This is a genomic window from Thalassobaculum sp. OXR-137, from assembly GCF_034377285.1.
Classification (GTDB): Bacteria; Pseudomonadota; Alphaproteobacteria; order Thalassobaculales; family Thalassobaculaceae; genus Thalassobaculum.
Genome location: NZ_CP139715.1, coordinates 2,351,748 through 2,363,790 on the forward strand (window position 1 = coordinate 2,351,748; position 12,043 = coordinate 2,363,790).

Annotated in this window: 12 protein-coding genes; 4 read left to right on the top strand and 8 right to left on the bottom strand. The window is 67.2% G+C overall.

The window, feature by feature from the left end:
- Window positions 1-2: 2 nt before the first annotated feature.
- Genes moaD through mobB form a run of 3 tightly spaced genes read right to left on the bottom strand, consistent with a single transcriptional unit; the run spans window position 3 to window position 2,019 of the window.
- Window positions 3-254, bottom strand: a complete 252-nt coding sequence (moaD, locus tag T8K17_RS11000; protein ID WP_322334553.1) for a molybdopterin converting factor subunit 1 — start codon at window positions 252-254, stop codon at window positions 3-5.
- Entirely contained in the window at window positions 251-1,510 is a 1,260-nt protein-coding gene (gene glp, locus T8K17_RS11005) for a gephyrin-like molybdotransferase Glp (RefSeq protein ID WP_322334554.1), read from the bottom strand. The genes moaD and glp overlap by 4 nt, the downstream gene beginning before the upstream one ends.
- Window positions 1,507-2,019 (bottom strand): molybdopterin-guanine dinucleotide biosynthesis protein B, encoded by a 513-nt coding sequence (mobB, locus tag T8K17_RS11010; RefSeq protein WP_322334555.1) that lies wholly within the window; start codon window positions 2,017-2,019, stop codon window positions 1,507-1,509. The genes glp and mobB overlap by 4 nt, the downstream gene beginning before the upstream one ends.
- 121 nt (window positions 2,020-2,140) lie before the next feature.
- Between mobB and T8K17_RS11015 the strand changes: the two genes are divergently transcribed.
- Complete coding sequence (locus T8K17_RS11015; RefSeq protein WP_322334556.1) at window positions 2,141-2,665, top strand: DUF2062 domain-containing protein; 525 nt, start codon at window positions 2,141-2,143, stop codon at window positions 2,663-2,665.
- Window positions 2,666-2,682: 17 nt separating this feature from the next.
- Here T8K17_RS11015 and T8K17_RS11020 read toward each other — a convergent pair whose 3' ends face one another.
- On the bottom strand, window positions 2,683-3,849 hold the full coding sequence (locus T8K17_RS11020; protein WP_322334557.1) for an MFS transporter: 1,167 nt from the start codon (window positions 3,847-3,849) through the stop codon (window positions 2,683-2,685).
- An 86-nt stretch (window positions 3,850-3,935) separates the two neighbouring features.
- Here T8K17_RS11020 and T8K17_RS11025 point away from each other — a divergent pair, with 86 nt between their 5' ends.
- Window positions 3,936-4,829 carry a LysR family transcriptional regulator gene (locus T8K17_RS11025; protein WP_322334558.1) on the top strand — a complete coding sequence of 298 codons (894 nt, stop codon included), beginning with the start codon at window positions 3,936-3,938 and terminating at the stop codon, window positions 4,827-4,829.
- Window positions 4,830-4,835: 6 nt separating this feature from the next.
- Here T8K17_RS11025 and T8K17_RS11030 read toward each other — a convergent pair whose 3' ends face one another.
- On the bottom strand, window positions 4,836-4,964 hold the full coding sequence (locus T8K17_RS11030; protein ID WP_322334559.1) for a hypothetical protein: 129 nt from the start codon (window positions 4,962-4,964) through the stop codon (window positions 4,836-4,838).
- A 238-nt stretch (window positions 4,965-5,202) separates the two neighbouring features.
- Here T8K17_RS11030 and pgsA point away from each other — a divergent pair, with 238 nt between their 5' ends.
- On the top strand, window positions 5,203-5,781 hold the full coding sequence (gene pgsA, locus T8K17_RS11035) for a CDP-diacylglycerol--glycerol-3-phosphate 3-phosphatidyltransferase (RefSeq protein WP_322334560.1): 579 nt from the start codon (window positions 5,203-5,205) through the stop codon (window positions 5,779-5,781).
- Between the two features lie 22 nt (window positions 5,782-5,803).
- On the opposite strand, the gene uvrC is transcribed toward pgsA, so the two are convergent.
- Window positions 5,804-7,771 carry an excinuclease ABC subunit UvrC gene (gene uvrC / locus T8K17_RS11040; RefSeq protein WP_322334561.1) on the bottom strand — a complete coding sequence of 656 codons (1,968 nt, stop codon included), beginning with the start codon at window positions 7,769-7,771 and terminating at the stop codon, window positions 5,804-5,806.
- Between the two features lie 738 nt (window positions 7,772-8,509).
- On the opposite strand from uvrC, the gene T8K17_RS11045 reads away from it, so the two are divergent.
- Window positions 8,510-10,105 carry a Na/Pi symporter gene (locus T8K17_RS11045; protein ID WP_322334562.1) on the top strand — a complete coding sequence of 532 codons (1,596 nt, stop codon included), beginning with the start codon at window positions 8,510-8,512 and terminating at the stop codon, window positions 10,103-10,105.
- A gap of 31 nt (window positions 10,106-10,136) precedes the next feature.
- Here the strand turns inward: T8K17_RS11045 and T8K17_RS11050 are convergent, their stop codons facing one another.
- Together T8K17_RS11050 and T8K17_RS11055 are read right to left on the bottom strand one after the other, a co-directional pair.
- A complete protein-coding gene (locus T8K17_RS11050) occupies window positions 10,137-10,916 on the bottom strand; it encodes an SDR family oxidoreductase (RefSeq protein ID WP_322334563.1) in 780 nt (259 codons plus the stop codon).
- Between the two features lie 5 nt (window positions 10,917-10,921).
- Window positions 10,922-11,893, bottom strand: coding sequence for a calcium/sodium antiporter (locus tag T8K17_RS11055; protein ID WP_322334564.1), 972 nt, complete (start codon window positions 11,891-11,893; stop codon window positions 10,922-10,924).
- Window positions 11,894-12,043: the final 150 nt, after the last annotated feature.

The following is a 12,043-nucleotide window of genomic DNA, read 5'->3' on the forward strand; positions in this document are numbered from 1 at the left end:
GGTCAGCCCCCGGTCACCGGCGGGAAGAACGCCACCTCGTCGCCGGCCGCCACCGGGTGGTCGGGCTCGACATATTCCTGGTTCACCGCATAGCGGATGGCCCGGGTGTCCTTGAAGGCCTCCGCGTAACCGGGGCCGCGGGTCTTCAGCCAGTCGACGAGCTGCCCGACGGTGGCCGCCTCGGCCGGGGCCTCCACGGTCTCGCTGGCGCTGCCGATGCGCTGGCGCACCCAGGCGAAATACATCAGTTTCATCGCATCACCTCGTTGAACGGCAGATAGGCGGCCATGTCCCCGACCGCCAGCCCCGGGGAGCCCTCGGCCAGGTCGATCAGGCCGTCGGCGGCGGCAAGCGCCGACAGGATGCCGGAGCCGTCGGGCCCCGCCTTCACGGCCACCGGCGCCCGATCCGATCCCTGGCCCGGCTCCAGGCGCACCCGCAGGAATTCGCGCCGCCCGGGCTTTTTCGCATGGTCGAAGCCCGCCGTCACGGGGTAGCGGGGCGGGGCGGATACGTCCGCCCCCGACAGGGCCAGCAGGACCGGCCGGGCCAAGGTGACGAAGGCGACGACAGCGGCGACCGGGTTGCCGGGCAGACCGATGAAGGCGCGCCCGCCGACGACCCCCAGGGCGACCGGCCGCCCCGGCTTGACCGACAGCCGCCAGGCATCGATCCGCCCATGGGCGGCGACGGCGGCCCGGACGTGGTCTTCCTCCCCGGCCGACACGCCGCCGGAGGTCATGATCACGTCGTGATCGTCGGCCGCCTCCGACAGGGATCGGGCGATGGTGCCGGCGTCGTCTTCCAGGATACCCAGATCGGTCACCGTACAGCCGAGCCGGGCGAGCAGGGCCTTCACCGTGTGCCGGTTGGCGTCGAACACCGCGCCGGGGCGCAGCTCTTCCCCCGGTTCGGTCACCTCGTCGCCGGTGGAGGCGAGCGCCACCCGCAGCCGGGCGCGAACCGTCAGCGCGGTGCGGCCGATCGAGGCGGCGAGGCCGAGATCGCCGGGGCCGAGGCGCCGACCGGCGGCGAGCGTCACCGCGCCGCGCGTCACGTCCTCGCCCTGGCGGCGGACATTCGCACCGGCGCGCGCACCGGCGGGGAGCCGGACGCGATCCCCGCCGGCGATGCAGTCCTCCTGCATGACCACCGTGTCGAACCCGTCGGGTACCGGAGCGCCGGTGAAGATGCGGACCGCCGTGCCCGGCGGAGGCTCAGCCGACAGCGGATGGCCCGCGGCCACACGGCCCGCCAGGGGCAGTTCGCCGCCCGCGGAGGGCAGGTCGACCGATCGCACCGCGTAGCCGTCGACGGCGGCATTGTCGTGGGGCGGGACATCCAGCGGAGACACGACATCCTCGGCCAGAACCCGGTCCAGTGCCGCATCCAGGGCGACGGTTTCGGTGCCGGTCATCGGCCGCAACCGGTCCCGGATCCGCTCCAGGGCCGCTTCCACGGTGAGCGGGGTGGGATCGGCGGCGAAGCAGTCGTCGGCCAGCCGCGTCATCGCGCCACCTCCAGTCCTGCCGCGGCTTCCATCACCATGGAGGCGATCGAGGCGGTGTCCTTGAGGTCGAAGGCCGGAAGCGGGCATTCGGCCAGCGGGACATCGGTGGCGACGGCGACGATATGGGGATCGTCCGGCCAGATCGGTGACTTGCCGAGGGCGGGGCGATGCACTTCCAGCTTGGGGATCGGATCGAACTTGAACCCCTCCACCAGCACGATGTCGACGGGAGCCAACCGCTCGACCAGGTCGTTCAGCGTGGGCTCCGGCCCGCCCCGCAGCTCGTGCATCAGGGCGAAACGGTGGGCCGACCCGATCATAACTTCGTGCGCGCCGGCGGTGCGGTGCAGGTAGCTGTCCTTGCCTGGACGGTCGATATCGAAATCGTGATGAGCATGCTTGATTGTCGACACGGTAGCCCCACGTTCGCAAAGCACCGGAATCAGTGCCCGAAGGAGCGTGGTCTTCCCACTGCCGGACCAGCCGGCGATCCCAAACACGCGCTTCATCGTACCGGATTTACGAGTTCGACATAAATGCTTGGATAAGGTTGTTTCGGGCGGACCGCAAATATAGGTTCGCCAGCGATGTGAAGTCCGGGGAAAGCGCGTGCGTCGATTGCAGGTGAAAATGGTGGGGAAGATCCTGCGTCAGTGGCGCCGGACCAGCATGTCGCCCGGCGTGATCTCCCGTTCCATGTGCATGGGCATGGCGGTCGGATTCTCCCCGACCGTCGGTCTGCAGGCGGTGATGTGCTTCCTCATCGCCTTCCTCTGCAACCGGTTCTGGCGCCCGGCCATGTTCGACTGGGTGATCGCCCTGGTCGGGTCGTTGGTGGTCAACCCGCTGACGATGGTGCCGACCTACACGTTCTATTACTGGATCGGCTGTCAGGCGATGACCTGCGCCAGCCTGGTCGAGTTCAAGGACGCCGATCACATCAAGGATTTCGTCTACGCCCTCGGCGACGGAACGGTGGCGATCTTCGTCGGATCGATCCCGTTCATGATCGTCGGTCTTCCGGTCGGCTACTTTCTCGGCCGGGTGATTGAGCGCCTGCTGGAGGCCCGCGCCCAGCGTCGCCGAGTCCGTCTGCTCGAGGTCGCCCGCCGGCGGCGCGAGCAGGAAATCCGGGCGGCGCAGTCGGCCCAGTAGGGCTCGGCTCCGGCGGCCTATGCCGCCGACGGTCGGGCCTCGCGGATCGGCCAGTGCAGGGCGGCCGACAGCACGCCAAGGGTGACGCTCAATCCCCACATGACGTCGTAGGACTGGAAGGCGTCGAAGGCGATGCCCCCCATCCAGGCGCCGAGAAAGCCGCCGATCTGGTGGCCGACGAAGACCAGCCCGAACATCATCGACATGTAGCGGATGCCGAAGATCGCGCCGACGAGCCCGCTGGTCAGCGGCAATGTACCGAGCCACGTGAGACCGAGCAGGCCGGATAGCACCAGAACCAGAGGCGGCGTGATCGGCAGGACCAGGAAGCCGGCAAAGACCGCCGCCCGGATCAGGTACAGCACGCCCAGGACGTTCTTCTTGCGGTACCGGTCGCCCAGGGCGCCGAAGGCGTAGCTGCCCAGGATATTGGCGAAGCCGATCACCGTCAGCGCCGCCGCGCCCAGCCACGGCTCGAAGCCGCGGTCGGACAGATAGGCCGGTAGGTGCACCGCGACGAAGGCCAGATGGAAGCCGCAGACGAAGAACCCGGCATTCAGCAGCCAGAAGTCGCGCGACCTCAGGGCTTGGGAGAAGGCGGCGCTCATGCTCTGCCCGCCCGGGGTGTCGACCGGACGGCCGGCGGTGCCCGAGGCCAGCGGGACGATCAGCAGGGCCGACGCCGCCAGGATCAGCAGGCTGGTCTGCCAGCCGGTGCCCTCGATCAGGAAATGCACATAGGGCAGGGCGAGGAACTGGCCGAGCGAGCCGCCCATTGAGGCCAGGCCCAGCGCCTTGCCGCGCTGCTCCGGGGGTGCCGCCCGTCCGACGGCGCCGAGCAGGACGGTGAAGCCGGTGCCGCTCAGCCCCAGGCCGATCATCACGCCGCTTGCCAGCAAGGTGTCGGCATCGCCCAGCATCATCAGCCACAGACCGAGGGCATAGGTCAGACCGCCGACCGCGGCGACCCGACCGGGCCCGAAGCGGTCGGCGATGGCGCCGGCCACCGGCGCGCCCAGCCCCCAGAACAGGTTCATGAGTCCCATGGCCAGGGCGAAGGTCTCCCGCCCGCCGAGGCCTTCGCTGACGAAGGGCAGATAGAGGCCCAGCCCCTGCCGGAAGCCGACGGCGATGCCCATGATGGCGCCGGTGCACAGAACGAGAATCAGAAGCCTGAGGGCCATCGCGGGTCACTCCGCTCGGTTTGCGATGGCGCGACGGTAGCCAGGGGCCTAACATTCTGGAAACGAATTAAACTGATGAATTTATCATGAAAAATGATGTTAAAACCCCGATGGCGCCCGCCACCCTGGGCGAGTCCCTGCGCAGCCTGGACCTGGATGTCTTGCGGGCTTTCGTGCTGGTCGCCGAGACCCGCAGCTTCACCCGGGCGGCGGAGCGGCTGAACCGGGGCCAGTCCGCCGTCAGCATGCAGATGAAGCGGCTGGAGGAGCTCACGGGCTGCCACATCCTGTCGCGCACGCGCCGGCGGGTCGAGCTGACCCCCGACGGGGCGCATCTGCTCTCCTATGCCCGCCGCTTGCTGCGGCTGAACGACGAGGCGCTGGGATCGCTCGACCGTGGCGCGCGCACCGGCAAGGTCCGCGTCGGCGTGACCGACACCTCGATGATCTATGTCAGCCGGATCCTGCGCGCCTTCGCCGAACGCTGCCCTCTGGTCCAGGTGGAGATGACCTGCGGGCGGAGCTGGGAGGCGCTGGCGGATCTGGAGGACGGCAAGATCGACCTCGCCCTGGTCACCCAGCCCTGCGGCCATGAGGGCGGGCGGCTGCTGTGGCGCGAACCGCTGGTCTGGGTCGCCGCCGCCGACGCGGAGGCCGAGGCCCGCGAGCCGCTGCCCCTGGCTCTCTTCGCCCCGGGCTGCGTCTATCGCGATGCGGTGCTTCGGCTGTTGGAGGCTGCCGGGCGGGACTACCGTCTGGTCTACAGCAGCGCCAATTCTCTCGGGCTCAGCGCGGCGGTGACGGCCGGGATCGCGGTGACCATCATGCCGGCGAGCGCCGTGGGGCCGAACCTTCGGAACGTGGGCAAAGTGGCTGGATTGCCGGAGCTGCCCGAGCTGGATCTGCTGCTGTACCTGCGGGAATCGACCGCCGTCGGCCCCCGTGCCTTCGCCGACACCCTGTTCGACCTGTTCGCCTGAACCGTCCTACCGGCGGGCGGCGACGATCGCCTCATCCGTGCGACGGCTTTCGGCCGCACCGGAGCTCGGCAGGAGGAGGGCGACCGCACCGGCCAGGGCGTGGTACACAACCCGTCTCGTCAGCGACAGGCTCATGGCGTGGCTCCTTCGAAACTGAGGCGGGGGCCGCGGCAGGCGGCCGAGGGCGGGAGATGCGGGGACGGCCTACCGCGTCGGATGCGGCGACACCATATGCGGAAGATGTGTGCGTTGATGTGCGTAGCCGCACGTAAGTCGTTAAATCTCGGCCATTTTCTTTGCCGCGGCCCTATGGCGTAATGCAGCTGCCAATGCCCGAACGATTTCCCCGCCGGAGACGGCAGATTGGATCGAAATGCTAGCCCAACTCCCCAATCTGCTGACGATCTCCCGCATCTTCGCGGTCGTGCCGGTCGTGGTGTGTCTGTGGTTCGGCGGCGAGACGCTGCGGTGGGTGGCGCTTGGCTTCTATTCGTATGCCAGCATCACCGACTATTTCGACGGCTACCTGGCCCGCGTGATGAAGGTGCAGTCGGGGCTGGGACGCCTGCTGGACCCGATCGCCGACAAGCTGCTCGTCGGATCGTCGCTGCTGGTTCTCGTCGCCCTCGACCACATCTCCGGGCTGACCGTGCTGGCGGCCCTGGTGATCCTGCTGCGCGAGATCCTGGTCTCTGGATTGCGGGAGTTCCTGGCCGAACTGCGGGTCAGCATGCCGGTCAGCCAACTGGCCAAGTGGAAGACCACCGTTCAGCTTCTGGCGATCGGTTTCCTGATCATCGGCGACGATTCCCCCGATTGGATCGATTCCCGGTTGGTTGGGGAGGTCGGGCTGTGGATCGGCGCGGTGCTGACCCTCTACACCGGCTGGGACTACCTGAACGCCGGCCTGCGCCACGTCTCAAGCGAAGCCGACCGCACGCCGGGAGAGTAGGGGCGGGGGCAACTCCCCCTGATCACCCATCCTCGTGGAAATGGTCGTAGACCTTCCGCGCCACCGCCTTGCTGATCCCTTCCACCGCTTCCAGATCGCCGAGCCCGGCGCGCGAGACGCTGCGGGCGGAGCCGAAATGGTGCATCAGCGCCTTCTTGCGCTTGGCGCCGATACCGGCGATCTCGTCCAGCGGATTGGCGCTGATCTGCTTGGTGCGCTTGGCCCGGTGGGTCTCGATGGCGAAGCGGTGGGCCTCGTCGCGCAGCCGCTGCAGGAAATAGAGCACCGGATCGCGCCGCTCCAGCAGGAACGGCTCGCGGCCGGGCATGAAGAAGCGCTCGCGGCCGGCGTCGCGGTCTGGACCCTTGGCCACGCCGACCACCGCCACGTCGTCGATGCCGAGTTCGGCGAAGACCTCCTTGGCCACGGAGAGCTGGCCCTGGCCGCCATCGACCAGGATCAGGTCGGGCCAGACCCCGGTCGTGCGGTCGGGATCCTCTTTCAGGGCGCGGCCGAACCGGCGGGTCAGGACCTGGCGCATCATCGCGTAGTCGTCGCCGGCTTCCACATCGTCCAGCCCCTCCTGCCGCATGCTTTCCCGGTCGGTGACGTTGCGGATGTTGAACTTGCGATAGGCGTTCTTCATCAGCCCGTCCGGCCCGGCGACGATCATCGCGCCGACCGCGTTGGTCCCCTGGATGTGCGAGTTGTCATAGACCTCGATCCGCTCAGGCGTGGTGTCGAGGCCGAAGGCGGCGGCGACACCTTCCAGCAGCTTGCGCTGGGAGGCGCTCTCGGCCATGCGGCGGCCGAGCGCTTCGCGGGCGTTGGTCAGCGCGTGGTCCATCAGCTTGCGCCGGCCGCCGCGCTGCGGGCGGGACAGTTCTACCTTGCGGTCGGCCCGGGTCGACAGCGCCTCGGCGATCAGGTCCTGCTCCGGAATGTCCTGGCTGATCAGCACCAGCCGGGGCGGCACCTTGTCGTCGTAGAACTGGCCGATGAAGGCGGCGAGCACGTCTTCCGGCTCGGTCTGCTTGTCATGGGCCGGGAAGTAGGCGCGGTTGCCGAAGTTGCTGCCGGCGCGGAAGAAGAAGACCTGGATGCAGGTATTGCCGCCTTCGTAGTACATCGCGATGACGTCGGCTTCCTCCAGGCCCTCCACATTGATGTCCTGGTTTGCCTGCACCGCCGTCAGCGCGCGGATACGGTTGCGGTAGATGGCGGCGGTCTCGAACTCCAGGGCTTCCGCCGCCTCCTGCATGCGGGCGGCGAACTCACGCTGGATCTGGTTGCTCTGGCCGGTGAGGAACCGGGTCGCGTCCTCCACCTGACCGGCATACTCGGCCTCGGTCACATAGCCGACGCACGGGGCCGAGCAGCGCTTGATCTGATATTGCAGACACGGCCGCTGGCGGTTGGAGAACATGCTGTCGGTGCAGTTGCGCAGCAGGAAGCCGCGCTGCAGGGCGGTGATCGTCCGGTTGACCGACCCGGCAGAGGCGAAGGGGCCGAAATACTGGCCCTTCCGCTTCCGCGCGCCGCGGTGCTTGGTGATCTGCGGGTAGGGGTGGTCGCCGGTCAGCAGGATGTGCGGGAACGACTTGTCGTCACGGAGCAGCACGTTGAAGCGCGGTTTCAGGCGCTTGATCATGTTGCTCTCGAGCAGCAGCGCCTCCACCTCGGTATGGGTGCGCACGATCTCCATGGACGCGGTCTCGCTGACCATGCGGAAGATCCGGTGCTCCAGCTTGGCGGCGTGGGTGTAGTTCACCACCCGTTTCTTCAGGCTGCGCGCCTTGCCGACGTAGAGCACGTCGCCGTTCTCGTCGAGCATGCGATACACGCCCGGAGCATTGGGCAGCGTCTTGACCTGAGTCCGGATCACGGCGACGCCGCGTTCGATATCCGGAACGGTCTTCCGCCCGCGCCGGGCCCGTTCGGTGCCGGAGGGGGGATCGCTAATATCGCTCTGTTCCAAGGACTTGGTCATGGACTCTTCAGGGCGCCCTTCAAAGTGAGTTCGGGGTGCGATTAAACACGCACCACGTGCGGCTTCTTAATCCACGATTCCTGTGGAAAACTAGGTGGAAAACCGTTGAGGAGGCATCTGGAGACCGCAGAGTCCGGGGCCCCGGAGCCGAATGCCCAAAATTTGGGCAGCAAAATAAGTCACTGATTTTAAACAATATTATTTGTCGTTCCTGGCTCTGTTCCATCGCTCTACGAAACTTCTGTTACGACCAGATTACGACCCCTCCCCAAGCTTGTCAGTGTGAACAAGTCAGTAGTGGACCTGGGCGCATTCGTAACGCCAACAAGGTGTTAACGCTCGTAAATCTTGTCGGTTATTTCACAATATCGATTGCAGGATTATCCAATTTTCCCGGACGGGACTGCGGATGCGGGGCGCGTGAGCCGATTCGCGACGGCAGATCATGGTGTTGCGGCGACCGGGGCGGAGTCTCGATAACCTGACGGATCGGGTGAGCCAAAACCGGGTCTCTTCGGTTTGAGTTCGACCCCGTCTGAGGCCGGGATTTGACGGCTCGAGACGGCGTCGCCGGGGGCGCCGCAGAGGCCATCCGACTTTTTGCAGGGCCGCGCGTGGGTTAGCCTGCAACGGAACGGGGTGGTTCGGCCGCTCATAGGGGAGAAGGCCGATAGTATCATGGTGCCGAACGACACGGCGCGCGGCCTGTGGCGGTGCGGCGTCTGAATTGGGGGTTTTGTGGTCTCGATCATCGGAACTTTGCTCGCCGGCCTGGGCCTGTTCTTTGCCGGCCTTCAGATTCTCACCGAACATCTCAAGCGCCTGAGCGGACGCCGGCTGCGCACGCTGGTCGAACGCTACACCCGCAATCCGTTGCTCGGCGCCCTGTGCGGCGGGGCGTTCGCGGTCGTCACCCAGAGCGGTGCGGCGACCATGTTCATCATCGTGAGCATGCTGCGCTCGGGTCTTATGTCGATTCGTCAAGCGATGCCGATGATCATCGGGCTGAACGTGTTCGGCGCGCTCGTGGTGCTGATCCTGGTGATCGACATCAGGCTCGCGGTGCTGTTCCTGCTCGGATTCGCCGGCGTGTTCTACAGCGCCGACGCCCGGACCCTGCGCGGTTCGCTGATCGGCGCGCTCCTCGGCATCGGCATGCTGTTCTTCGGCCTCGACCTGATGAACGAGAGCGTGTCGCCGTTGGCGGGCGCGGCGTGGTTCTCCGACCTTCTGACCTGGACGCGCGGCTCCTACATGGTCGGCTTCCTGATCGGCTGCGTCCTGAGCTTCGTGGTGCAGTCTTCGATCGCCGTTACCGCGGTGGTGCTGGCATTCCAGCACGCCGGTATGTTCGGCCCCGGCGAGTCGCTGATGCTGATCTACGGCGCCAATGCCGGTTCGTCGTTGCTGACCCTGGCGCTCTCGATCCACCTCAAGGGCCAGTCGAAGCAGATCGCCATGTACCAGACGTTCTACAACCTCGCCGGTGCGGCGGTGTTGGTGCCGCTGCTCTACATCGAGGTCTGGACCGGAACGCCGCTGATGCTGGCTCTGCTCGAGGTGATGTCCGACGACCCGGACACCCGGATCGCGATCGCCTTCGTGTTGTTCAACCTCGTGCCGGCCTTCGCCCTGATGCCGACGGTCGGTCCCTCGGTCAGGCTTCTGCAACGGATCTGGCCGGACACCGAGGTCGAAATCGCGTCGCGTCCGAAATACCTTCACGAGCACGCCGCCGACGACCCGGACACGGCCATGGACCTGGTCGCGCTGGAACAGGCCCGACTGGTCGGCTATCTGTCCCGGATGTTCGACGCCCTGCGCGAGGACCGGCCCCAGGGCGCGTTCGAGCAGATCCTGGAGGCGTCCGCGATCCTCGGGACGACCATCCGCGAGACCATCGACGACCTGGGCTCGGGCCGCCGGCTGACGGAACGGTCGTACGACCGCCTGAACGCCCTGCTGAGCTTTCAACACGCCCTGGACGCCGCCGCCGAGACGATGGCCGGGATCGCGCGCGAGCAGCGGCTTCTGGCAACCAGCGATGCCGGCCGGCGCTTCACCGGTGCGATCGTCGAAGGCATCGACACCATCGTCCTGACACTTGGCGACGTCCTGCGCGAGCACGACCAGGACGACCGCGACCTGCTGTCCGCCATAACGTCCGACGACGGCAACGGGATGAAGGCCGTCCGCAAGGCCTATCTGGCCGAGGAGCGCGGGCTTGAGGCGGACGAGCGGCTGCGCCTGCTGGCGCTCTCCAACCACGCCGAGCGGCTGATCTGGCTGCTGGGCTACATGGGCAAGTCGGAGACCACGATTTCCGCCGGATAGCGGGCCTGGCGCCTGGCGCCGCCGCGCGATCTCAGTCCCGCGGCGTGTCCGGCCCCGGCGGGGCCCACCAGAGGTGCTGGCCGCCATCGACCGCGATCATCTGACCGGTGACCGATCGGGCGTTTGCCAGGAACAGGACCGCCTCGGCCACCTCTGCCGGGTCGGCGCCATGCTGGAGCGGCATGGACCGCGCCTGGGCATCGAACCGCTCCTGGTCCTGATGGGTGCTGGGCAGGATCGGGCCGGGACCGACGCCGTTCACCCGGATCCGGGGTGCCAGTTCCAGGGCCAGCGTGCGCGTCAGCCCCCAGAGACCGACCTTCGACAGGGTGTAGGATAGAAAGTCGTCGGTGAGGTTCCAGACCCGCTGGTCGATGATGTTCACGACGACGCCGTCATTCTCCGCGGGCAGCCGGGCGGCGAACTGCTGCATCAGCACAAGGGGCGCCCGCAGGTTCGGCTCGATGTGCCGGTCCCAACTCTGGCGGGTTGCCGTGGCGAGGGTGTCGCGCTCGAAGGTGGAGGCGTTGTTGACCAGCAGGCCGACCGGGCCGAGTACCGCCTCCGTCCGCTCGATCAGGCTGTGCACCTCCGCCTCGTCGGCGAGGTCGGCGCCGACGGCTTCGGCGCGGACGCCGAGCGCGCGCAGATCCTCGGCCGTGTCCCGCGCCGCCTCCTCAGAGCGGCCGTAATGCACCGCGACGTCCCAGCCGGCCCCGGCCAGGGCAAGGGCGATGGCGCGACCGACCCGGCGCGCCGCGCCCGTCACCAGCGCGGTCTTGGGTAGGGGGTTGGGCGTACGCTGCGGCATGCGGCTCAGTAGGACGCGAAGTTGATCGTGTGCATCGGCACGAACTGGTTGGCGATGAACGCCACATAGGCGGCGAAGAAGACCAGGGCCCAGGGCCGGCTGAAGGCCGGCAGCTTGATCGCCATTGCCACGAAGACGATGGTCACACCCAGCATGAACCAGAGGTCCAGGGACATCACTTCGGGGGGGATCGGCAGCGGGCTGACCAATGCAACCGTCCCTAGAATGCCCAGCGTATTAAAAATGTTGGACCCGATGATATTGCCCAACGCCACGTCGCTGTGACGGCGCAGCGCCGCGACCAGCGTCGTGGCCAGTTCCGGAAGCGACGTGCCGACGGCGACGACGGTGATGCCGATAACGGTCTCGGAGATGCCGGCCCGGTTAGCGACGTCCACCGCGCCGTCGACCAGCAGCCGGGCGCCTACCAGGACGGCGATCAGGCCGCCCACGGTATACAGCACGCTGCGCAGGGTGCTGGTCGGCAGAGCGTCGAACTCCTCGACCTCCTTGGCGTGCACGCTGTCGGGGCGGCGGCGCTCCTCGTAATAGCAATAGAGCAGGTAGGCGACGAGGAGGGCGAGCATGACCGCCCCGTGCCAGCGTTCGATGATGCCGTGCAGCCCCACGCCGACGAACAGGATGGTGCCCAGAATCAGCGCCAGCCCGTCCCGGCGCAGCGGCGCGCCGCCGCACACGAAGGGCGAAATGACGCCGACCGTTCCGATCATCAGCAGGATGTTGGCGATATTCGAGCCGATGACATTGCCGATGGCGATGCCGGGAGACCCGTTCATCGCCGCTTTGAGGCTGACGAACAGTTCAGGCGCCGAGGTGCCGAAGGCAATGACGGTGAGCCCGATGACATGGGGACTGATGTTCAGGCGCCGGGCAATGGCCACCGCGCCCCGAATCATCGTCTCGGCGCCGACCAGAAGAAGGACCAGACCGGCGAAGATCAACCCTGCAGAGATCATGAGGCCCTCCAGAAATAATCGCCGGTCGAGTGCGTGCGGCTATCTGTGCCGGGGCGCGACGGGGCGGTCTGGCGGGCTTGCGATCGGGTCATGTAAATCTGAGGGTTGGTGGCGGAATGTGGCGCGCGTGACCCATAGGAATGGGGAGCG

What these genes read in the sequence shown, in the direction of transcription:
- moaD (WP_322334553.1), bottom strand. Translation starts at nt 254, where the DNA reads ATGAAACTGATGTATTTCGCCTGGGTGCGCCAGCGCATCGGCAGCGCC.
- glp (WP_322334554.1), bottom strand. Translation starts at nt 1,510, where the DNA reads ATGACGCGGCTGGCCGACGACTGCTTCGCCGCCGATCCCACCCCGCTC.
- mobB (WP_322334555.1), bottom strand. Translation starts at nt 2,019, where the DNA reads ATGAAGCGCGTGTTTGGGATCGCCGGCTGGTCCGGCAGTGGGAAGACC.
- T8K17_RS11015 (WP_322334556.1), top strand. Translation starts at nt 2,141, where the DNA reads ATGGTGGGGAAGATCCTGCGTCAGTGGCGCCGGACCAGCATGTCGCCC.
- T8K17_RS11020 (WP_322334557.1), bottom strand. Translation starts at nt 3,849, where the DNA reads ATGGCCCTCAGGCTTCTGATTCTCGTTCTGTGCACCGGCGCCATCATG.
- T8K17_RS11025 (WP_322334558.1), top strand. Translation starts at nt 3,936, where the DNA reads ATGAAAAATGATGTTAAAACCCCGATGGCGCCCGCCACCCTGGGCGAG.
- T8K17_RS11030 (WP_322334559.1), bottom strand. Translation starts at nt 4,964, where the DNA reads ATGAGCCTGTCGCTGACGAGACGGGTTGTGTACCACGCCCTGGCCGGT.
- pgsA (WP_322334560.1), top strand. Translation starts at nt 5,203, where the DNA reads ATGCTAGCCCAACTCCCCAATCTGCTGACGATCTCCCGCATCTTCGCG.
- uvrC (WP_322334561.1), bottom strand. Translation starts at nt 7,771, where the DNA reads ATGACCAAGTCCTTGGAACAGAGCGATATTAGCGATCCCCCCTCCGGC.
- T8K17_RS11050 (WP_322334563.1), bottom strand. Translation starts at nt 10,916, where the DNA reads ATGCCGCAGCGTACGCCCAACCCCCTACCCAAGACCGCGCTGGTGACG.
- T8K17_RS11055 (WP_322334564.1), bottom strand. Translation starts at nt 11,893, where the DNA reads ATGATCTCTGCAGGGTTGATCTTCGCCGGTCTGGTCCTTCTTCTGGTC.